This window comes from Pseudomonas sp. 10(2024) (assembly GCF_045164175.1).
Classification (GTDB): Bacteria; Pseudomonadota; Gammaproteobacteria; order Pseudomonadales; family Pseudomonadaceae; genus Aquipseudomonas; species Aquipseudomonas alloputida.
Genome location: NZ_CP174006.1, coordinates 2,533,766 through 2,556,070, shown reverse-complemented (window position 1 = coordinate 2,556,070; position 22,305 = coordinate 2,533,766). Strand labels below are relative to the sequence as shown.

Below are 22,305 nucleotides of genomic sequence, written 5' to 3'. Positions count from 1 at the left end.
CCCCTTCCGTCACTGCGCCGGGGCCGTTGCCGGCGGCGCTTCGTTGGTCACCCGCAAGATCCCCCACAGCCCCGAGAGGTTGCCGTAGGCGGCGTAGTCGCGGAACAGGTAGTCACCCGCCACCGCGTTGGCACCGCCGGCACTCGGCAGCATGAAGCTGAAGTGTGCCGCTGGCAGTACGCTTTCCTGCGCACCGATGTACATGGCCATCGGGTTGTAGCCAAAGCGCACCGAACCGATACCAGGCAGGCTAATCGGGTAACCATCCGCATCGCTCTTCTCGGCCTGGTAGTTGTGCAGTGGCCATACGTGCCCGTCCAGCTGGTAGACCATGCCGCGGCTGCCACCACTGGGCATCACGATATGGTTGCGCACCGGTTGGCCAGGCTTGGCGTACAGCACCGGGGTTTGCGGGTCGCCACCGACCAGGGCGTTGGCGTAGGCCATGTGGGCGTTGGGTACATCACCAAAGCCCAGGCCATTGGCGCGGCCGAATGGCGAGTCGGGCGCCATGCCGAAGCGCAGCCACAACGGTTCGGTCTTGTAGTTGACCGCCATGTTGCCGTTGTCTTGCGGATCACCGGCAGCGCCGTTGCCTTCGGTATTGATGCCTTCTACCGGACGACCATCGGCCCAGCGCATGTTCAGTGCGCGCTGCCACACCGTGACGAAGTCGCGGTAGTCCGGCTGGCCACTGACCTTCACCGTGGCCTGGGTACGGGTCGCAGTATCCTCGGTCCAGGTGGCGGTTTGCGGCAGGATGCTCATGGCGCCCACCAGGCCTTTTTGCGGCTGCTTGATGAAGTCTGACGGGGTCAGGTTGAGGCCGCCGAACTCGATAGGCGTGGTGTTTATGTTGTCCACTGTGCGGCCCAGCTGCGACACCGGTTTGCCTTCACGCTCCAGGTGGCCGGCGTAGTACTGGTACTCCTTGGTCGGGTAAGCGCCGCTGGTGCCGGCACGTGGTGGCACGGTCTGCACCGGGTTCAGGCCAACGTTGGCACCGTCTGACTTGGTGATGTCGTAGGCCAGCAGTTGCGCATGCAGGCCCACGTGGCTGGACGGCCGCATCAGGTTGTTGGCAAAGGCGGTGGAGCCTTCGCTGTCGAAGCGGTCACGCTTGACCACGTTGTGCATCACTGCAGTGCTCGGCAGGTCTGGCATCACCAGTGGCAAGCGGTTCTCCAGGGTGATGCTGATGCAGTCGCCGGCATTGGCGCGCAATACCAGCGGCTCTACCGGGACACCCGCCTTGAGCTTGCCGGTGGTGGCATCGAGGTCAGCCTTGCGCACGTACAGGATCGCGGTCGGGTCATGCAGCGGCGCACTGTGGCCACCGATGGTGAAAGGCTCCCCATCTTCGGGGTCTACACCACTCACCAGCGGGATGGCGGTTCTACGGCTGTTGAACACCAGGGTGCCGCCGTTGGCCTTGAGCGCGCCACCGACATGCTGGCCGATGCCCGCCGGGTCATTGATGCTGACGCCATTACGGTTTTCGAGGATGTCGTTGGCCAGCGCCGCGACGATCTCGTAGTTGCGCTTGACCGTGGTGCGGGTGCCGATGCCATTAGGGTTGGCCGTGGTTTTCGGGCAGATGCCGTTGAAGTTCACGGTGTTGCGCATGGCCACCGGCTGCGGGTTGTTGGGCAACGGGAACAGGTCTGCACGTTGCGCGGTGTAGTTGCGCATGATGCCCCAGATACCGTTCCAGTAGCCTTCCAGGGCGGCGTCCAGCGAGTACAGGTAGTCGCCGTTGGTGGCTGCCGAACTGGAGATCATCGACACCGGTGCCATGAAGCCCAGCTGCTCGGAGATACCGATCATTTGCGACGACTTCCAGCCCGAGTTGGAGCTGCTGCCGAAGCCAGAACCGTTCTGCAGCCATTTCACGCCGTGCAGGGTGACGTTGTGCTCCTCTTCATGGCCACCGGCGTGCATGCGCAGGCGTACGTTGTCGCCGGAATAGGTACGCAGCAACGGGGTGAACGGGTCGCCCGGTTCGGCGCCAGCCGTGTTGATATGCGGCGGGAACAGCGTAGTGCCGCCGGTAGGGCCGACTGCCGAGGTGATCGCCGATGGCGACAGGTTCATCGCCGGGATGGCGCGGTCGGTGCGGGTTTGCAGGGCATAGCTGAGGTCGCCGGCCAGGCCGTCGGCCTGCATGCCACGCTTGCCGTCCGGGCCGACCTTGTTCGGGTCATACACGCGCAGGGCCAGCGGCTCGTTGCGGTAGTTGACGACGAACATGCCCGGGTCATCCACCGAGATCGCCTGCGGACATGGCCGGCTGGGGCAACCTGGGTTGAGACCGCCGCGCTTCTCGACGATGGCTTCGAGCAGGTTCGATGCCTTGCCACGCACGGGCGGATTGATAGCGTAGCGGAAGCTGTCGGCAGTGGCCGGGTACGACTGGGCATTGGGGATGCCGTCCGGCCCTGCGCCTACGTACACCCCGGCTTCATAGGCATGCTGGAAGTCGCTGTACTCAAGGAAGAACTCGCGGTAGCTGTCGTTCTTGCCGTCGCCATCGTGGTCGCCGGTCTTGATCACCGCCTGCCACGAGGTCGGGCCGCCGTCCTGGCGCGTGGCCGGGTTGTACAGTTGCTCGCCGGTTTCGGCGTGGTACCAGGTGGAGCCGGCCGGTTCGGCCAGCACGGTGGCATACAGGCCCAGTTGCTGGTGAGTCGATGGGCCAAGGTGGTCATGGGTGAAGATGGTACCCAGGCCACGGTCGACGTTATGCACGTTCACCAGCGGGTCGGCGAACCAGCGCTGCATCGCGGTACGTGCGCCCAGCCAGTCGGCGCGGCCAAAGCGGCCGAAGTACGGGTGCTGTCTGGCTTTCGGGCAGGCAGCGGTGCCATCGCGGCTATCCCCTTCGGTGCAACCGTTGTAAGTACGAATGGCATGCACGCGCTCGACCACGCTACCGGGCGAAAGAATGCCGTCTTCATAGTTCCAGCCGTTGGCCGAGCCGTCGGCGGCGGTCAGGTCCCATTTGGGCAGGTGGATGTGCTGGCCGATCACGTCGGTCGGGGTGCGCACCTGGTAATCGTCCATCTCATAGATGTTCGGGATCAGGTTGGTGTGCTGGTACATCGCGCAGTCGAAGGTGTTCATGCGCATCACCAGCGGCTCTGGCGGGCGCTGCTTGGTAATGACCGGCCAGGCGTCTTCCCAAAGGGCGATGATGCGTGCCTGCGGGAAGTGGTAGCCCACTTTGTTGTACACGGCGTCGAACTGGATGTTGGCCCCTTTGTAGATGCGTGGGCGGTCGGCAGTGAAGGCCGAGGCGCCACGGAAGTTCACGCCCGTCAGGCTCTCTCCACTGTTGAACTCCCCAACCCCGGAAGACTGGGTCAGGCGTTTTCCACGGTCATCCATGCAGGGCTCGTAGAACGGCGCACCCGCAGTCGGCAAGGCGCCGTTGGTGCGGAACGCACTGGCCACTGGCTGGCTGCCGGGGATCAATGCATAGCTGGGGTGTTCACCCATGGCGTGGAACTGCATGGCTGCCTGCTCGACATCGGTGCCCTCTTCCGGCAGGTAGATGGGCTTGGCCTTGTGCACGACCTTGGTGAAGTCCAGTTTGGTGGTGGTGGTTTCCGCTACGCCACCGGCGGAGACGCCGTCCAGTGCATGGCGGCCAAGGCCGCCGTCCCAGCCATCGACCTGGTTCGCATCCAGGTTGGCCCACAGGGCTTTACCACTGTCTTTCAGTTGCCGGGCCAGGGCCGGGTCGAGCATGTCCAGGGGCGGGGTTGGCGGGCGGTTGCCCACGCTGCTTTCCATGCCGCCGATCCAGAACGGGTAGCCTGGGTTTTTCAGCGTGCCGTCGGCATTGCGGTTGGCCTCGGTGCGGTCAACCAGCGCCAGCGAGCCCACGGCCTTGCGCACGGGCGCCTCACTGGCGTGGTCGTCATCATCCTCGTCTTCGTGGTCATCATCGTTGGCGGCAACCAACGCTTCGGAAAGCTTGGGCACGACCACGACTTTGCCGGGCATGGGCGCCATGGCCTTGCCGGGCAACGGCACGATGGCCGGGATCGGCGTACCGGCAACGATCTCGCCATCGGGCAGGGCCCGGGCGCCAACGGCCGGCTTACCGCTACGCAGGGCAAACGGGGTACTGTGGAAGCCATTCTCGCCCTGCCCGCTTACCTCCAGGCGCGTGCCTTCTTCGAACACGTCATGTACCCGCCACATGGCCCACATGCCCTGGGCGAAGTGCGGGTAGAAGTGACAGTGGTAAATGGCATCGCCGGCAACGCGGTTGCGGTTGCCCGAACCACCGTTGGCGATTTCGTAGGTGTAGCCGACGCCGGCGCCGATGCCTTGGGCATCGATGTAGTCGGAGTTGTCGTCATTGGGGTTGAACAGCCACTGGTGGCCGTGCAAGTGGAAGATGTGCTGCTCGTGCCCGTTGTGGGTGTTGCGGAACTTGGTGAAGTCGCCGATATAGCTGTGGTGCACGTTGGCAGGCTCTGAGGGGTACAGGGCCATGCTGGCCTTGACCCCGACGGCGCTGGCCGGTGGCACCTCGCCCGGGCGGATGTGTTCCAGGCCGACGTTGGCCGGTACATCCACCAAGGTGCCTATGTCGCCGACCGTGTGAGCGCTAAGGAAGAACTCTTCATAAGCACACGACAGGCAGTCGTGCATCGGGCCCACCCCCAAGCGGTTGGCCACCACTTCGGCACCCATGCCACCAGAGCCGTAATTGATCATGAACGAATCGCGCGCCGGCTCCAGCACGTGGCCCATCACAGGGTCGGCCCAGTAGCCAGGGAAGGCCTGGGTACCGGCAACCTCGTCGGCGAACTGCGAGGCGAAATCACGGAACGCTTCCAGTCGGTTGGGCAGCGCCGGGTTGCGTTTGCCCGCGCTTTCCAGCGGGTAAGTGGATTTTGGGAAGCTGCCGTCGGGGTTGGGGCCCATGACGATGGCATCGGTTTCGCTGCTGATGATCTCGTTGCCGTTGACCATGGCAATGATCGGTTTGCCGGCCTTGCCTTCGGCGATCCACGGTTCGACCTGCGGATAACGGGCTTCGTAGTCGATCACGGGCTGGCCGGTGGCGGTTCGACCCGTGGTGGCCAGGCGCATTTCTTCTTCAGTGAGGGTGTTGCGGTAGGTACGGCCCAGTTTGGGCACGACCACCACCTGGCCGAACAGGCCGTTGGAGACGTTGCCCGCCGTGCCCTCGCCGCCGAACGTAGCGGCTTTGCTGGTGGCGGCGAAGGCGCCTTCGCGCTCGGCATACAGGGTGTAGCTGCGGGTGCTGCCGGGGCTGACGAAGAAGTTGCCGTTACGCCCGGTATAGGCGGAAATATCGGCAATGCTGTTCACCGCCTGCATCCCGTTGACCTGGAAGCCGACCATACGCTCGGCCACCTGTTCGTCGGCGACAAAGCCCTCGCCGCCTTCGTTTTCAACCTCCGGCCCCTCTTCCTCACCCTCAGGCTGTTCAGCCTCGATACCGTGCTTGTTGGGGTTCGCCTTGTAATCCAGCAGGTTGGTCAGGTTGACCGTGAGGCAGTCACCGGCCGCCACGCGCAGCACGATAGGCCGCGGGCGCTTGTCCGGGCGCAGGGTGACCTTGCCCGGAACCGCGGCCCCGCCCATGCTCAGCGGGACGAGCTTGTCGTCCACCACATCCTCGCGCAGGGCAAACATCATGCCGTTGGCGTTTTGCGCGCCAAGGCGGTTGAACATCAGTGGCTGGTCCAGTGCCACCACGTTGGCGACCAGGGTGCGCTGGCACTGCACAGCCGCCTCGCTGGTTGCTTCCCAGCCAAGCAAGGCCAGTACAAGTGATGACAGGATGGGGCCTTTCAGCGGCGTCGACATGCTGCACCTCCGGGACACAGGATCTCTGCGGGGAGCTGGAGCAAGGTGTGTGCCAGAAGAAAAATTTCATGTTTATCAGCAAGTTGCATGATCAACCGCAACGGATTGGGGAGGATCCCCCAACAGGTTCCCCCGAATCGGGGGACGAAATCCCGTGGGGGTAAAGGCTACTGCACAGGCGCGCGCTGGCCTCACACAAGGTAAAAACGCACGGTACCCTTGCACAATTGTCGATTGTGCAAGGCAAATTCGCATGCCAGGATCCTGCGATCCTCCAGCGAACTCCAGACTTCACTTGGAAAATCAATAACAAAGCAGGGAGAACGCAATGACTGCACACGCTCATACCCCGGCAGCAACCGACCATGTACTGGCCGAGGTCCGCAATCAGATCGGCCACCTGACCCTGAACCGCCCAGCCGGTCTCAATGCCCTGACCCTGGACATGGTGCGCAGCCTGCGTCAGCACCTGGACCAGTGGGCCGACAACCTGCACGTACGCGCCGTGGTCCTGCGCGGCGAAGGCCCCAAGGGGTTCTGTGCCGGTGGCGATATCCGCTCGCTGTACGACAGCTTCAAGGCCGGCGACACGCTGCATGAAACCTTTTTCGTCGAAGAGTACGCCCTCGACCTGGTCATCCACCGCTACCGCAAGCCGATACTGGTGGTGATGGACGGCTTCACCCTCGGGGGCGGCATGGGCCTGGCCCAGGGCTGCGACCTGCGCGTGGTCACCGAGCGCAGCCGGCTGGGCATGCCCGAGGTCGGCATCGGCTACTTCCCTGACGTGGGCGGCAGCTACTTCCTCTCGCGCCTCCCCGGCGAGCTGGGCATCTACCTGGGTGTCAGCGGTGCCCAGATCCAGGCGGACGACGCCTTGTATTGCGGCCTGGCCGACTGGTACCTGGCCAGCGACCAGCTCGCTGCCCTCGACCTGGGCCTCGACCAGCTCGACTTCAGCGACCACCCGCTCAAGGACCTGCAAAACCTGCTGGCCAGGCTCGGTACCCAGGTACTGGATGATGCGCCACTGGAAAAGTTGCGCCCGGCCATCGACCACTTCTTCGCCCTGCCCGACCTGCCAGCCATCGTCGAGCAACTGCGTGCGGTGAGCATTGGCGACAGCCACGCCTGGGCGGTGGCCACCGCCGATCAGCTGGAAACCCGCTCGCCTCTGGCCATGGCGGTTACGCTGGAGATGTTGCGCCGAGGGCGCGAGCTGGGCATTGACGACTGCTTTGCCATGGAACTGCACCTGGACCGCCAGTGGTTCCAGCACGGCGACATCATCGAAGGCGTGCGTGCCCTGATCATCGACAAGGACAAGCAGCCCCGCTGGAACCCGCCGACCCTGGCCGCGCTGCAAAGCCAGCGGGTCGAACAATTCTTCGAAGGCCTGTGAGCCCGGGAGTACACAGATGCAAGACCTCGAACTGAGCGAAGAACAGATCATGATCCGCGACATGGCCCGGGACTTTGCCCGTGGCGAGATCGCACCCCATGCCCAGGCCTGGGAAAAGGCCGGCTGGATCGATGATGGCGTGGTGCGCAAGATGGGCGAACTGGGCCTGTTGGGCATGGTGGTGCCCGAAGACTTCGGCGGCAGCTACACCGACTATGTCGCCTACGCCCTGGCAGTAGAAGAGATCGCCGCCGGCTGCGGCGCCACCGGGGCGATGATGAGCATCCACAACTCGGTAGGTTGCGGCCCGCTGCTGGCCTACGGCACCGCCGAACAGCAACAGCAGTGGCTGCCACGCCTGGCCAGTGGCGAGGTGATTGGCTGCTTCTGCCTGACCGAGCCACAGGCCGGCTCCGAGGCGCACAACCTGCGCACCCGCGCCGAGTTGGTGGATGGCCAGTGGGTCATCAACGGTGCCAAGCAGTTCGTCAGCAATGCCCGCCGTGCAGGCCTGGCGATCGTCTTCGCAGTGACCGACCCGGAGCTGGGCAAGAAAGGCCTGTCGGCGTTCCTGGTACCCACCGACAACCCTGGGTTCAAGGTCGACCGCAGCGAACACAAGATGGGCATTCGCGCCTCCGACACCTGCGCGGTCACCTTCGACAACTGCCGCATTCCTGCCGCCAATATCCTCGGTGAGCGTGGCAAGGGCCTGGCCATTGCCCTGTCCAACCTCGAAGGCGGCCGTATCGGCATTGCCGCCCAGGCCTTGGGCATCGCCCGCGCCGCATTCGAAGCGGCGCTGGTCTACTCGCGTGACCGCATACAGTTTGGCAAGCCGATCAACGAACACCAGAGCATTGCCAATCTGCTGGCCGACATGCAGGTGCAGGTGAACGCCGCACGTTTGCTGATCCTGCATGCCGCCCGCCTGCGCAGTGCCGGCAAGCCGTGCCTGTCGGAAGCGTCACAGGCCAAGCTGTTCGCTTCGGAAATGGCCGAGCGGGTGTGCTCGATGGCCATCCAAGTGCATGGTGGGTATGGTTATCTGGAAGATTACCCGGTGGAGCGCTACTACCGGGATGCACGGATTACCCAGATCTATGAAGGGTCGAGCGAGATCCAGCGGATGCTGATTGCGCGGGAATTGAAAAACTATCCGCTGTAACGCAAAGGCAACGCGGTTTTTGGGGGAGCGGGCGACGCGGTGGCTGGCACCGGCTTTGCCGGTGTTCGCGGGCGCGCCCGCTCCCACAGGAATGTCACCGCGGCAAACTTCTCGTCTCAGCGCCAATACCGCGCATCATCCACCACCCTGGCATGCCCTTCGAACAGCGCCGGCAACTGTTCCTTGAGGTAGTCGATCCAGGTGCGCACCTTGGCATCCAGGTAGTGGCGTGACGGATACATCGCATACAGCGCACTCTCCCGCAGCCGATACGGTGCCAACAACCGGCACAAGCGCCCCTGCCCGATCGCCTCGCTGGCGGTGTAGAACGGCAGCAGGCCAATGCCCATGCCCAGCTCGCTGGCCACCAACATGGCGTCGGCGACGTTGGTAGAGAAACTGTCGTTTGGCGCGATCACGCACTGGTCAACCCCTTGCGGGAACACCCAGTCGCCTTCGTACATCGGGTAAGCCATGCGCAGGCAGCGATGGCCGTGCAAGTCTTCCGGGCGTTCCGGTACACCGTGGGTGTCCAGGTAGCCGGGGGCCGCGCAGGGGATGCTGAAAATGTTGCCCAGCGGCACAGCGATCAGTTGCGAATCCGGCAGCGCACCGTCCACGGTGATCACCACGTCATGCCCTTCGGCCAGCGGGTCGGGGTTGCGCTGCGACAGCGTCAGCTCGATCACCACTTCCGGGTAAAGCGTGTTGTAGCCGGCCACCAGCGGCATCAGCAACAACCCCATGCCATGCGGGCAGTGCAAACGCAGATGGCCGCGAGGCGTAAGGTGCGCCCCTCGCGCTTCGCCCACGGCTTCTTCGGTCAGCAGCATGATCTGCCGCGCACGCTCCAGAAACCGCTCACCCGCCTCGCTCATGCGCAGGCGCCGGGTGGTGCGGTGCAGCAGGCGGGTCTGCAGCTGGTTCTCCAGCTCGGCGACGATGCGCGAAACCTGCGCGGCAGAAATATCCAGAGCATTGGCAGCTGCAGCGAAGCTGCCACATTCCACCACACGGGTGAAGGTACGCATGGCATGCAGCATGTCCATGAAGGGGTGCTCCTTGTTTTATTCCTGCATTAAAGGCAGGAATCTATCACGGTTTAGCCCATTTATTGTGGATGACCAATGAATAGATCATTAGCCATCCATTAAAAAAGGAGCCTGTCATGAAACGCTCGATCGCCGTCCTTGCCATTACCGCTGCCTTCGCCTCGTTCGGTGCTTTTGCCGATGCAGGCGAAAACCAGCCCGTCAGCAGCACCTATGAATACGGCATGCCGCTGGACGTGGCCAAGGTCATCTCCATCACGCCGGCCAGCAACGCCGCTGACTGCCAGGTTGGCACCGCGCACATGGTGTACGTCGACCATCAGGGCCAGAAGCGCGAAATCGACTACCGGGAAATGGGCAACTGCTCGCAGCAGTGAGTCAGGCCAGCACCTGGGTGATCCAGCCCACCTGCTGATTGAAATCGTCGATCTTCGCCTGAGGCACCGCATCGCGGGCCCGCTGGAAATTGGCCAGGGTCTGCTGCTTCTGCCGCAGCATGCGCCGCCACTTCACCACAAACGCCTCGCTTTTTTCCTGCATCAACACGGGGCCGAAGTACAGCTGTTCAGCGCTATACACCCCCCTGCCCGGCTCAGCGACGATAATCTCGTAATCGAAGCGGTTTTCCCGCAGCAGTTCCTCGCTGACGATCTGGTAGCCATTGCCCGCCAGCCACTGGCGCAGCTCGCGCTCACCGCCATTGGGCTGCAGTACCAGGCGCGTGACGCCGCCAAGGCGCTGCTTGCCGGCCTCGAGGATCTCGCACATGGTGTCGCCGCCCATCCCGCAGATGCTCACCACCGAGATACGGTCTTGCGGCTCGACCGCTGCCAGCCCATCGGCCAGGCGCACGGTTACCTGCTCTTGCAGGCCGTTTCTGCGCACATTGCGCTGGGCCGAGGCGAATGGCGTCTGTGCCACTTCACCCGCTACAGCGGCCTCGAGTACGCCACGCAGCATCAAGGCCACCGGCAGGTAGCCGTGGTCCGAGCCAATGTCGGCCAGGCGCGCCCCCTGCGGTACATGGGCGGCCACGCGCTCCAGGCGCCTGGACAAAGTCTGTTCGTTCAACGTAAACCTCTGGTTTTGCAATCGCCCGCGATTCTGACGGCGAACGCCGCGCATTTCAAACGCCGAGGCACCCTCGACCGGGCTGGTGCGCTCGCGTAGGCTTGCCGTTTTCCTTCCGTTGCAAGGCAGACACACCATGGCACATGCAGACATCATCTACACCCCGGACCCGGACGCCGAGTCGATTTCCTCGGACGTTGCCGAGTACAACGGCGTGCTGGTCACCACGCAAATCCCGACCCACGCCGACGGCAGCCTGGAGCTGGGCGGCATCGTCGAGCAGAGCGAATGCACCCTGCAGGCGCTGAAAGTGGCCCTGGAAAAGGCCGGCAGCGGTATGGACCGCGTGCTGCACCTGACCATCTACCTGACCGACATGGCCGACCGCGCAGCGTTCAACGAGGTGTACCAGCGCTTCTTCAGCAAGCCCTGGCCGGTGCGTGCGGCGGTGGGTGTGGCTTCGCTGGCTTTTGAAGGCATGCGCGTGGAAGTGACGGCGATGGCTGCCAAGCGCTGAGCTGCGCTTGTGGGGGTGCGCAGCGCCCCCGACATCGTTGATTGGCCGCAAAATCGCCGGGGCCGCTCTGCGGCCCTTTCGCGACGCAAGGCCGCTCCCACAGTTGCGCGTGCCCGCAGCCAATCCCGCACCTCTCGGCACCCCAATGATGCCGCCAGCCCGTTTCACCGCTACAATGCCCGCCTAAACCGTGACAGCCCGAAAATATAACGACATGTCCCTTCCAAAGAATCACCTGGAACTGCTCAGCCCTGCCCGTGACGTGGCCATCGCCCGTGAAGCGATCCTGCACGGCGCTGACGCCATCTATATCGGCGGCCCGAGCTTCGGCGCGCGCCATAACGCCTGCAACGAAGTCAGCGATATCGCCGAGCTGGTCGAGTTCGCCCATCGCTACCATGCACGCGTGTTCACCACCATCAACACCATCCTGCACGACAACGAGCTGGAACCGGCGCGCAAGCTGATTCACCAGCTGTACGATGCCGGCGTTGACGCGCTGATCGTGCAGGACCTTGGGGTGATGGAGCTGGACATCCCGCCGATCGAGCTGCATGCCAGCACCCAGACCGACATCCGCACCCTGGAACGGGCCAAGTTCCTCGACCAGGCCGGGTTCTCGCAACTGGTATTGGCGCGGGAGCTGAACCTGCAGCAAATCCGCGCAATCGCCGCCGAAACCGATGCCGCCATCGAGTTCTTCATCCACGGCGCACTGTGCGTGGCGTTCTCCGGCCAATGCAACATTTCCCATGCGCAGACCGGCCGCAGCGCCAACCGTGGTGATTGCTCGCAAGCCTGCCGCCTGCCCTACACGCTCAAAGATGACCAGGGCCGCGTGGTTGCGTTCGAGAAACACCTGCTGTCGATGAAGGACAACAACCAGACCGCCAACCTGGCTGACCTGGTCGATGCCGGCGTGCGCTCGTTCAAGATCGAGGGCCGCTACAAGGACATGGGCTATGTGAAGAACATCACCGCCCATTACCGCAAAGAGCTCGATGCCATCCTTGAAGACCGCCCTCAGTACGCCCGCGCGTCCAGTGGCCGTACCCAACACTTCTTCCTGCCCGACCCGGATAAAACCTTCCACCGCGGCAGCACCGACTACTTCGTGACCGACCGCAAGGTCGATATCGGCGCCTTCGACTCGCCAACCTTCACCGGCCTGCCGGTGGGCGCAGTGGAAAAGGTCGGCAAGCGTGACATGCAAGTGGTCACCGACGTACCGCTGACCAACGGCGACGGCCTCAATGTGCTGGTCAAGCGCGAAGTGGTGGGCTTCCGCGCCAACATCGCCGAACCGCGTGGCGAGTTCGAAGAAGACGGCCAGAAGCGCTACCGCTATCGCGTCGAGCCCAACGAAATGCCCGAAGGCCTGCACAAGCTGCGGCCAAACCACCCGCTGTCGCGCAACCTCGACCACAACTGGCAACAGGCCCTGCAACGCACCTCCTCCGAACGCCGGGTCGGCGTGGAGTGGCACGCGGTCCTGCGCGAGCAGCGCTTGATGCTTACCCTCAGCAGTGAAGAAGGCGTGAGCGTGCAGGTGGCCCTGGACGGCCCATTCGGCGTAGCCAACAAGCCTCAGCAGGCACTGGAGCAGTTGCACGACCTGCTCGGCCAGCTGGGCACCACCCTGTACCACGCCGACCGCATCGAACTGGATGCCCCGCAGGCGTACTTCATTCCCAACTCGCAGCTCAAGGCCCTGCGCCGCGAAGCCATCGAGGCACTGACTGCAGCACGCGTGCAGGCGCATCCGCGTGGCGGGCGCAAGGCCGAGACCACGCCACCGCCGGTGTACCCCGAGTCGCACCTGTCGTTCCTGGCCAACGTATACAACCAGAAGGCCCGCGACTTCTACCACCGCCACGGTGTGCAACTGATCGATGCGGCCTATGAAGCGCATGAAGAACACGGCGAAGTGCCGGTGATGATCACCAAGCACTGCCTGCGCTTCTCCTTCAACCTGTGCCCCAAGCAGGCCAAGGGCGTGACCGGTGTGCGCACCAAGGTGGCACCGATGCAGCTGATTCAGGGTGACGAAGTGCTGACCCTGAAGTTCGACTGCAAGCCGTGCGAGATGCATGTGATCGGCAAGATGAAGAGCCACATCATCGACCTGCCGACCCCGGGCAGCGCGGTGGCCCAGGTGGTGGGGCATATCAGCCCGGAAGACTTGCTCAAGACCATCCCGCGCGGACCGCACTGAGTTCGCCTGAAAGGGCCTCTTCGCGGGTAAACCGATGTATGCCCACCCCCGGTGTAGGAGCGGGTTTACCCGCGAATACGGTAGCCGCGACAACGGTGAACGGCGGGTGGACATTGGCCAGCAGGCCCAGCCCTTTCGCGGGTAAACCCGCTCCTACACAGGCCCTGTAGGAGCGGGTTTACCCGCGAATACGGTAGCTGCGACAATGGTGAACGGCGGGTGGAAATTGGCCAGCAGGCCCGGCCCTTTCGCGGGTGAACCCGCTCCTACACAGGCCCTGTAGGAGCGGGTTTACCCGCGAATACGGTAGCCGCGACAACGGTGAACGGCGGGTGGAAATTGGCCAGCAGGCCCGGCCCCTTCGCGGGTGAACCCGCTCCTACACGGGCTTGTGTAAGAGCGGCTTCAAAGAACGGCGCATGCGTACCTCAGCAGCAATCACCGTATCTGGTGCTTGTGCAACAACCGATAGAACGTCGGCCGTGAAATGCCCAGCACCTTGGCCGCCACGCTCAGGTTGTCGCTGTGCCGGTTGAGCACATCGCACAGCGCCTGGCGCTCGGCGCGCTGCTTGTACTCTTCCAACGTGCCCAGCGGCTGTTGTTCCGGGTCGAGCAGCTGCAACCCCAGGTCCTGCGCCTCGATCTGCCGCCCTTCGGCCAGCACCAACCCGCGGCGCACGCGGTTGGCCAGCTCGCGCACATTGCCCGGCCAGTCATGCCGCCCCATCGCCGCCAGGGCATGGTCGCTGAACGACCGTGGCCGACGCCCGGTCTCCACGCTGTAGAAATGGGCAAAATGGTTGGCCAGCATCGACAGGTCACCATGCCGGTCGCGCAACGGCGCGGTCACCACCTGCAAGACGTTCAGGCGGTAGTACAGGTCTTCGCGGAAACGCCCTTGCTCAATGGCCCGCTCGAGGTCCACATGGGTGGCCGCCAACACCCGTACATCCACCGGTATGGGCTGGCTGCCCCCCACCCGCTCGATGTGCTTCTCCTGCAAGAAACGCAGCAAGTTGGCCTGCAACTCCAACGGCAGGTCGCCGATTTCATCGAGGAACAACGTGCCGCCGTCGGCCGCTTCGATACGCCCGGCCTTGCGCTGGTGGGCACCGGTAAAGGCGCCCTTCTCATGGCCGAACAGTTCGGACTGGATCAAGTGCTCGGGGATCGCCCCGCAGTTGATCGCGATGAACGGCTGCTCGCTGCGTTGCGACTGGCGGTGCAAGGTGCGCGCCACCAGCTCTTTGCCGGTGCCGCTCTCACCGCGGATCAGCACCGGCGATTCGGTGGGTGCCAGTTTACCCAGCAACTTGCGCAACTCGCGGATAGGCCGGCTTTCGCCGAGCAACTCATGGGTCGTCTCATCGACCTTGACGGCCCCCTTGCCGCGCAGGCGCGCCATGCCGAACGCCCGGCCCAGGGTTACCTGCACGCGGGAGACGTCGAACGGCAGGGTATGGAAGTCGAAAAACCACTCACACACAAAATCACCGAACGCCGGCATGCGCAGTTGGTCGGCGCTGAGCACGGCAATCCATTCGGTGTTGCTGCGCTTGATCATGTCCTTGACCGCGTCCGGGTGCCTCAGGTGCGAAGCCTGCAAGCGCAATAGCCCGACATCGCACGTGTGGTCCAACGCAGCCCCGAGCATACAGCTGTCCACATCCCAGCCTGCGTTGCGCAGGCCAGGTAACAAGCGGTGACAATCGTCGCAGGGGTCGACGATAAGCAAACGGCGTTGAGCGGCAGGCTGCTGCATGACCGATCCTTGGCGCCAGTTTTTGGTTTTTTGAAATAAAACAGCAAGTTGTGGCGCCCGTTTAACAGTAGCAACGAAGTTGACGGTGCCCAGTACCGTCTGTCTGCCGAATCATTTTTTTACAAACCGCCACGGGAATTTTCGCACTTTATCGACATCACATGGCGGCGCCGGCAAGAACTGCGTCGACGCTTAAAAAAAAATTTACAGCCAATGTGTGACTTACCCACGAACAACGAGCATCAGTAGACATAACCCCGCGCTGCACTTCGCGATCGATGAGGCGACTTTGAAGCAACGCGGACTTCACTTCGATGTTTGGGACCATAGAGAGACCGAACCATGAATGCCCCGCTCCGTGTCAACGAAGCACTGCTGATTGCCGACCACGCCTTCGAACCTTTCCAGTGCGTAGCCTGGGATGCACCCAACGGTACTGGTGAACTGAGCCTGGCAGTGATCGACCGGACCAGCACCCGCATCGGCGCCAAGCAAGTGTCGTCGCGCATCTACTCCGACCCGGCCCAGTGGGCCAGCCTGATCGAAGAAGTGCGCGCCGAATTGTGTGAAAAGGGCTACGACCTGCAACCGTGGTCGATGCCGAAGTAATATTGGCCAGCACAACAAGTGCGTGCATGGTCACGCACTTGTACAACTTCTCTGTTGCTGTGTTGCTGTTGTGGCAACTTTCCCAATTGCGACAAAGTGTCGCAACCTGCCAGTTCAATCCATCACCCTGAATTGTTGCAAGTGCTGGTAATCAGCCTGCAATTGTTCTGCCAGACGCTGCGCGCGTCCCAGGCGCACGGGCGCCAGTTCCATATCGACCAACAACGTGGCGCACGGCATCGGCTGCACGGTATTGCTGTGCTGCAGGCGACCGTCGGTGAACACCAGGCAACGCAAGGCCTCTTGCGGATGGGCTCGCTGCCGCGCCTGTAGCCAGTGCCGCGCCTGTTCCAGTGCGGCGATCAGCGGCGTGCCCCCACCTGCCCCCAAGGCCTGCAGCCAGGGTTGCAAGGCAGCGGATGCCTTCAGCCCGTGGCGCTGCCACTGTGGTGTGCGCCCGCTGGCAGTCAGCAGGGCCAGGCGGGCGCGCTGGCGATAGGCCTGGTCGAACAATGCCGCCAGCAGCCCTTTGGTCTGTGCCAGCGCCTGATGCCGCCGGGTTGAAGCCGAGGCATCGACGATCACCAGCCACAACTCTGCAGGCCTGCCTTGGCGCTGCTGCCAGCACAGGTCCTGTCGCTGGCGTGGCCGCCCTTTGAGCAAGGTCGGCAGCCAGGCTACCCGGCCGGCCGCCGCATTTCGCACGAGGCCACGGCGGGTACCGTTCTGCTTGCCTATGCCCGCTCTGGCATCCGCCCCTTTGGCTGGTGGCTGGGGGATGCTCAGGGCTTTTTTGCCCAGTTCGGCACCTCACGGCGGGCGCCGCTGGCCACCGGCTGTGCCGGTAATGCCCCCCAGTCGCCCTGCCCGCCCCGTTCACCCGGGTTGCCGGCGCCAGGCTGCTGGTCAGGCGGCTGTGGCGCCGACGGCGGGTTGGCCTGGGGCGTCATACGGCGGCGATGGCGCAAGGCGAATTCGGCCACCGCCTCGACATCCACTTCTTCGATAGCTGCAGCCCCCCGCCAGGCACAGTGGGCGCGCGCAGCGCGCAGCCACACCAGGTCGGCGCGCAGGCCGTCCACGCCGGCGGCGTAGCAGCGCTCGGTAATCCAGGCCAGCGCTTGGTCATCCAGGGCAATGTCGGCCAGGGCCTGGCGCGCCGCGTGGCAGCGCTCGCGCAGTTGCGCCTGGGCCTGGGCCCATTGTGCGCAGAACGCCTGAGGGTCACTGTCGAAGGCCAGGCGGCGGCGAATGATCTGCTGCCGGGCCTCGGGCTCCGGCAAGCCCTCCAGCGCCACGTTCAGGCCAAACCGGTCGAGCAACTGCGGGCGCAGTTCGCCCTCTTCCGGGTTCATGGTGCCGATCAGTACGAAGCGGGCGCTGTGCCGATGCGAGATACCGTCACGCTCGACGCGGTTTGTGCCGCTGGCAGCCACGTCAAGCAACAGATCCACCAAGGTGTCGGGCAGCAGGTTGACCTCATCGACATACAGCACACCGCCGTCGGCCTGGGCCAGCACGCCCGGGGAAAACTGCGCCTTGCCCTGCCCCAGCGCGGCATCCAGGTCGAGGGTGCCGACCAATCGCTCTTCACTGGCGCCCAATGGCAAGGTAACGAACGGGCCTTCGCCAAGCAGGTCGGCCAGGCCACGGGCCAGGGTGCTCTTGGCCATGCCACGCGGCCCTTCGATCAACACACCACCGATCCTGGGGTCGATGGCGGTCAGGCACAGCGCCAGCTTGAGGTCGTCTGCACCGACCACGGCCGCCAGCGGAAATTGTACGGGTTCACTCATTTCAAGCCTGTTCCTCGCCATCGAGCAGTTGGTCCTCAAGGGCTTCGCGGTAGTCGCCCGGCGCCTGCCACAAGCCGCGCTGCTGGGCCTCCAGCAGGCGCTCGGTGAGGTCGCGCAGGGCCTCGGGGTTGTGCTCGCGCATGAAATCGCGGGTCGCCGGGTCGAGCACATAGGCATCGGCCAGCCCCTGGTAATGATGGTCGTCGATCAGGTGCGTGGTGGCGTCGAAGGCGAACAGGTTGTCGACTGTCGCGGCCATCTCGAAGGCACCCTTGTAACCGTGACGCTTGACCCCGTCGATCCACTTGGGGTTGAGCGCACGGGCACGGATCACCCGGTTCATCTCTTCCTTGAGGGTACGGATGCGCGGTCGGTCGGCCTGGCTGTGGTCGCCATGGTAGCTGGCCACCACCGCCCCGGACAGGGTTTCCGAGGCCGCCAGCATGCCGCCCTGGAACTGGTAGTAATCGTTGGAATCGAGCAGGTCGTGCTCGTGGTTGTCCTGGTTCTGCAGCACCGCCTGCACCTTGGCCAGGCGCTGGGCGAACTGGGCGCGGGCCGGGGTGCCGTCGTCGCTGCCGCCGTAGGCATAGCCGCCGTGGTTGAGGTAGACCTCTGCCAGGTCATCGCGGCTGTGCCACAAGCGCCCGTCGATGGCGTTCTGCACCCCGGCACCGTAAGCGCCGGGTTTGGCACCGAACACCCGCCAGCCGGCCTGACGTGCAGCCTGCTCGGCATCAACGCCTTGAGCCTGCAGCGCGGCCCGCTCGCTGCGCACACGGGCGGCCAGGGGGTTGAGGTCGTCCGGCTCGTCCAGCGCGGCCACGGCCTGCACGGCGGCGTCGAACAGGCGGATCAGGTTACCGAAGGCATCTCGGAAGAAGCCGGAAACGCGCAAGGTCACATCCACCCGGGGGCGGTCGAGCAGGCTCAACGGCAAGATTTCGAAGTCGTCGACGCGCTGGCTGCCGGTGGCCCAGACAGGCCGCACGCCCATCAGCGCCATGGCCTGCGCTATGTCGTCGCCGCCAGTACGCATGGTCGCCGTGCCCCACACCGACAGGCCGAGCTGACGCAAGTGATCGCCGTGGTCCTGCAGATGGCGTTCGAGGATCAGGCTGGCCGAGGCGAAGCCCAGGCGCCAGGCTGTGGTGGTAGGCAGGTTGCGCACGTCCACGGTATAGAAGTTGCGGCCGGTGGGCAGCACATCGAGGCGCCCTCGGCTAGGCGCACCACTGGGGCCGGCGGGCACGAAGCGCCCGGCCAGTGCCGCCAGCAGGCCATGCATTTCCGCCGTGCCGCAGGCGTCAAGGCTGGGTGCGACCGCTTCACGCAGGGCCTGCACTACAGCGTGCACCGGTTGCCACTCACTCAGGTCGGGTAACTGTGCTGTGCCTTCCAGCGCCTGCCCGATCACCTGCAGTGCCAGCAGCTCAAGGCGCTCGCGGGTGTCGCCACAGGTGCGCCAAGGTTCATTGCTCATGGCCAGCAGCTGTTCAGGGCGTATGCCCTGCCACGGCTGCCCAAGGTCGCAATCGAGCGGGTCCCAGCCCGGCACCAGTGCTTTGGCCAAAGCTCGCAGCAGGCTGGCATTACCGCCACGGCCGTCGCCACGCTCGACCCGCAACAACGCCAGCAGCGTATCCAGGCGTAGCCGCCCCTCAGGTGACTGACCAAACACGTGCAGGCCATCGCGAATTTGCGACTCCTTCAGGTCGCACAGGTAGGTATCCAGGCGCGGCAGCCAGAGCGCCGCATCGTCCAGTTGCCCTTCCAGTTGCAACTCACGGTCGATGTGGTTGGCCTTGACCAGCTCGAGGATGTCACGCTGCAACTCGCGGGCACGCCGTGGGTCGAGCAACTGCGCTTCATAGAACTCGTCGGCCAGTTGTTCCAGGTGGCGCAGCGGGCCATAGGTTTCGGCACGGGTCAGCGGCGGCATCAGGTGGTCGATGATCACCGCCTGGGTGCGGCGCTTGGCCTGGGCACCTTCGCCCGGGTCGTTGACGATGAACGGGTAGATGTTCGGCAGCGGACCCAGCAGCGCGTCCGGCCAGCACTGCGCCGACAGCCCGACGCCTTTGCCGGGCAGCCATTCGAGGTTGCCATGCTTGCCGACGTGGATCACCGCATCGGCGGCAAATGCGTGACGCAACCAGAAGTGAAATGCCAGGTAGCCGTGCGGCGGCACCAGGTCAGGGTCGTGATACACCGCGCTGGGGTCCACCTGGTAGCCCCGCGCCGGCTGGATACCGACGAAGGTCAAGCCAAAGCGCAGGCCGGCAACCATCAGCCGGCCGCTGCGGTACATCGGATCCTGTTCGGGCGGCCCCCAGCGTTCCAGCACTGCCTGGCGGTTGGCCTGCGGCAGGCGCTCGAAAGCCACCTGGTAGTCGACCAGGCTCAGGCTCTGGGCACAGGGGCGCTGGTCGAGATGGTCGAGGTCGTTGGTCACCCCACCGAGCAGCTGGTGGATCAGTTGCGTACCGCTGCCCGGCAACTCGGCCAGCGGATAGCCTTCGGCCTGCAACGCCTTGAGGATGTTGAGTGCGGCGGCGGGCGTGTCCAGGCCGACGCCATTGCCAATGCGGCCATCGCGAGTCGGGTAGTTGGCCAGCACCAATGCCACGCGCTTCTGGGCATTGGGCAGGCGGGCCAGCTCGACCCAGCGGCGGGCCAGCTCGGCGACAAAGTCCATGCGCTCGGGGTGGGCGCGGTAGCAGACAACGTCGGATTGGCTGCGCTCGCTGCGCCAGGCCATGTCCTTGAAGCTGACCGGGCGCGTGATGATGCGCCCGTCCAGCTCCGGCAATGCAATGTGCATGGCCAGGTCGCGCGCGCCCAGGCCCTGCTCGCTGGCTTCCCAGCCTGGCTGGTTGTCCTGCGCGCAGATGGCCTGCAGCACCGGGATGTCGCGGCGGAACGGGCGCAGGTTGGGGCGCTCGGGGCTGGACAAGGCGAAACCGGTGGTATTGACCAGCACTTCGGCGCCGACCTCGTCCAGCCAGGCTTCGACCTGTTCCAGGCAGGCGCTTTCCTTGAGGCTGGCCACGGCGATCGGCAACGGGTTCAGGCCGGCAGCCTGCAGGCGCTGGCAGAACACGTCGATGAACGCGGTATTGGCCGCTTGCAGGTGCGAACGGTAGAACAGCAGCGGCGCCACTGGCTGCTCGGGGTGCCAGTGCGGGTACCAGTCTTCGAGTGTCGCGCTGCCCTTGGCGGGGTGATAGACCGCCGTGCGCGGCAAAGGCTGCGGCTCGTCCCAGGCATAGTCGCGGCCCAGCCACTGGCTGGCCAGGCAGTTGAACAGGTTGATGGCATTGGCCTTGCCGCCCTGGCGCAGGTAATGCCAAAGCCGCTCGGCCTGCTCACCGCGGACGTTGCCCAGGCTGGTCAGCTCCGGGTCCGGGCGGTCATCGCCCGGCACCAGAATCAGCTGGACGCCACGGGCGGCCAGCTCGACCAGTTGTTCGACGCCGTAGCGCCAGTAGCCAACGCCACCGTGCAGCGACACCAGGATGACCTTGGCGTGGCGCAGCACCTGGTCGACATACAGGTCAACCGAGGCATGGTTCTGCACCTGCATCGGGTTGGCCAGGCGCAGGCTGGGAAAGTCTTCGGGCAATTGCTCGGCGGTGTCGGCGAGCAATGCCAGGTGTGAATCGCCGCTGCAGAGAATCACCAGCTCGGCGGGTGTCTGGCCGAGGTCGGCAATGCTGTCATCCGGTACGAAACCACCGGGCTGAGTCCGCAGCAGGTGCATGGGTCAGGCGCCCAGCGCCTGGCGCAGGCGCGCTTCCAGCTGGGCAGCATCGAGGTCCTGGCCGATCAGCACCAGGCGGGTGATGCGCGGCTCGTCGGCGCGCCAGGCGCGGTCGAAGTGCTTGTCGAAACGGGTGCCCACGCCTTGTACCAGCAGGCGCATCGGCTTGCCCGGGATGGCGGCGAAGCCTTTGGCGCGCAGGATACCGAACTCCACCACCAACTGGGTCAGTGCATCGAGCAGCAGGCTTTCGTCGGCTTCAGGCAGGTCGATGGAGATGGAGTCGAAAGCGTCGTGGTCATGATCGTCATGATCGTCGCCATCGTGGTGCGAATCGTGGTGGGTTCGGCGGCCATCGATATGCGCCTCGGACTCGGCACCCACGCCCAGCAGCACCTCCAGTGGCAGCTTGCCGCTGCTGGCCTCGATCACTTTCACCGCCGGCGGCAGTTCTTCGGCCACCTCGGCACGCACCTTGGCCAGGCCTTCGGCGTCGATCAGGTCGGCCTTGTTCAACACCACCAGGTCGGCGCTGGCCAGCTGGTCAGCGAACAGCTCGTGCAGGGGCGATTCATGGTCCAGGTTAGGGTCGAGCTTGCGCTGGGCATCGACCTGGTCCGGGTAGGCGGCAAAGGTTCCAGCGGCCACGGCCGGGCTGTCGACCACGGTGATGACAGCATCGACGGTGCAGGCGTTGCGGATTTCCGGCCACTGGAACGCTTGTACCAATGGCTTGGGCAGGGCCAGGCCGCTGGTTTCGATGAGGATGTGGTCGAGGTCGCCACGGCGGGCCACCAGCTCGCGCATCACCGGGAAGAATTCTTCCTGCACGGTGCAGCACAGGCAGCCGTTGGCCAGTTCGTAGACGCGGCCGCTGGCTTCTTCCTCGGTGCAACCGATGCTGCACTGCTTGAGGATTTCGCCATCGATGCCCAGTTCGCCGAATTCGTTGACGATGACCGCAATGCGGCGCCCCTGGGCGTTGTCGAGCATGTGGCGCAGCAAGGTGGTCTTGCCCGAGCCGAGGAAGCCGGTGACGATGGTGACGGGGAGCTTGGCCAGTGTTTTCATGTCGCATTGCCCTTGGCAGTGTGG

General features: G+C 64.5%; 14 protein-coding genes. 6 read left to right on the top strand and 8 right to left on the bottom strand.

Annotated elements, in window-relative coordinates:
- Nucleotides 1-9 precede the first annotated feature (9 nt).
- A complete protein-coding gene (mnxG, locus tag ACI7M0_RS11385; RefSeq protein WP_129933428.1) occupies nucleotides 10-5,853 on the bottom strand; it encodes a manganese-oxidizing multicopper oxidase MnxG in 5,844 nt (1,947 codons plus the stop codon).
- A gap of 328 nt (nucleotides 5,854-6,181) precedes the next feature.
- Here mnxG and ACI7M0_RS11380 point away from each other — a divergent pair, with 328 nt between their 5' ends.
- Nucleotides 6,182-7,255 (top strand): enoyl-CoA hydratase/isomerase family protein, encoded by a 1,074-nt coding sequence (locus ACI7M0_RS11380; protein ID WP_129933426.1) that lies wholly within the window; start codon nucleotides 6,182-6,184, stop codon nucleotides 7,253-7,255.
- Nucleotides 7,256-7,271: 16 nt separating this feature from the next.
- Nucleotides 7,272-8,423 (top strand): acyl-CoA dehydrogenase family protein, encoded by a 1,152-nt coding sequence (locus ACI7M0_RS11375; protein WP_014590771.1) that lies wholly within the window; start codon nucleotides 7,272-7,274, stop codon nucleotides 8,421-8,423.
- Nucleotides 8,424-8,539: 116 nt separating this feature from the next.
- On the opposite strand, the gene ACI7M0_RS11370 is transcribed toward ACI7M0_RS11375, so the two are convergent.
- Complete coding sequence (locus ACI7M0_RS11370; RefSeq protein WP_014590770.1) at nucleotides 8,540-9,472, bottom strand: LysR family transcriptional regulator; 933 nt, start codon at nucleotides 9,470-9,472, stop codon at nucleotides 8,540-8,542.
- Nucleotides 9,473-9,591: 119 nt separating this feature from the next.
- On the opposite strand from ACI7M0_RS11370, the gene ACI7M0_RS11365 reads away from it, so the two are divergent.
- Nucleotides 9,592-9,852 (top strand): DUF2790 domain-containing protein, encoded by a 261-nt coding sequence (locus tag ACI7M0_RS11365; RefSeq protein ID WP_104961524.1) that lies wholly within the window; start codon nucleotides 9,592-9,594, stop codon nucleotides 9,850-9,852.
- Between the two features lies 1 nt (nucleotide 9,853).
- Here the strand turns inward: ACI7M0_RS11365 and ACI7M0_RS11360 are convergent, their stop codons facing one another.
- Nucleotides 9,854-10,546, bottom strand: coding sequence for a tRNA (adenine(22)-N(1))-methyltransferase TrmK (locus ACI7M0_RS11360; RefSeq protein WP_121161596.1), 693 nt, complete (start codon nucleotides 10,544-10,546; stop codon nucleotides 9,854-9,856).
- A 136-nt stretch (nucleotides 10,547-10,682) separates the two neighbouring features.
- On the opposite strand from ACI7M0_RS11360, the gene ACI7M0_RS11355 reads away from it, so the two are divergent.
- Nucleotides 10,683-11,063 (top strand): RidA family protein, encoded by a 381-nt coding sequence (locus ACI7M0_RS11355; RefSeq protein ID WP_004577524.1) that lies wholly within the window; start codon nucleotides 10,683-10,685, stop codon nucleotides 11,061-11,063.
- A 214-nt stretch (nucleotides 11,064-11,277) separates the two neighbouring features.
- Nucleotides 11,278-13,278 carry a U32 family peptidase gene (locus ACI7M0_RS11350; protein ID WP_129933424.1) on the top strand — a complete coding sequence of 667 codons (2,001 nt, stop codon included), beginning with the start codon at nucleotides 11,278-11,280 and terminating at the stop codon, nucleotides 13,276-13,278.
- A 438-nt stretch (nucleotides 13,279-13,716) separates the two neighbouring features.
- Here the strand turns inward: ACI7M0_RS11350 and ACI7M0_RS11345 are convergent, their stop codons facing one another.
- A complete protein-coding gene (locus ACI7M0_RS11345; RefSeq protein WP_020193587.1) occupies nucleotides 13,717-15,042 on the bottom strand; it encodes a sigma-54 dependent transcriptional regulator in 1,326 nt (441 codons plus the stop codon).
- A gap of 342 nt (nucleotides 15,043-15,384) precedes the next feature.
- Between ACI7M0_RS11345 and ACI7M0_RS11340 the strand changes: the two genes are divergently transcribed.
- Nucleotides 15,385-15,651 (top strand): hypothetical protein, encoded by a 267-nt coding sequence (locus ACI7M0_RS11340; RefSeq protein ID WP_003247923.1) that lies wholly within the window; start codon nucleotides 15,385-15,387, stop codon nucleotides 15,649-15,651.
- A 114-nt stretch (nucleotides 15,652-15,765) separates the two neighbouring features.
- On the opposite strand, the gene ACI7M0_RS11335 is transcribed toward ACI7M0_RS11340, so the two are convergent.
- From ACI7M0_RS11335 to cobW, 4 genes are all read right to left on the bottom strand, one after another.
- Entirely contained in the window at nucleotides 15,766-16,356 is a 591-nt protein-coding gene (locus ACI7M0_RS11335) for a VWA domain-containing protein (RefSeq protein WP_010954364.1), read from the bottom strand.
- A 77-nt stretch (nucleotides 16,357-16,433) separates the two neighbouring features.
- Nucleotides 16,434-17,447 carry an ATP-binding protein gene (locus tag ACI7M0_RS11330; RefSeq protein ID WP_129933610.1) on the bottom strand — a complete coding sequence of 338 codons (1,014 nt, stop codon included), beginning with the start codon at nucleotides 17,445-17,447 and terminating at the stop codon, nucleotides 16,434-16,436.
- A 1-nt stretch (nucleotide 17,448) separates the two neighbouring features.
- Nucleotides 17,449-21,210, bottom strand: coding sequence for a cobaltochelatase subunit CobN (gene cobN / locus ACI7M0_RS11325; protein ID WP_129933611.1), 3,762 nt, complete (start codon nucleotides 21,208-21,210; stop codon nucleotides 17,449-17,451).
- A gap of 3 nt (nucleotides 21,211-21,213) precedes the next feature.
- A complete protein-coding gene (gene cobW, locus ACI7M0_RS11320) occupies nucleotides 21,214-22,281 on the bottom strand; it encodes a cobalamin biosynthesis protein CobW (protein WP_003247913.1) in 1,068 nt (355 codons plus the stop codon).
- Between the last annotated feature and the right edge of the window lie 24 nt (nucleotides 22,282-22,305).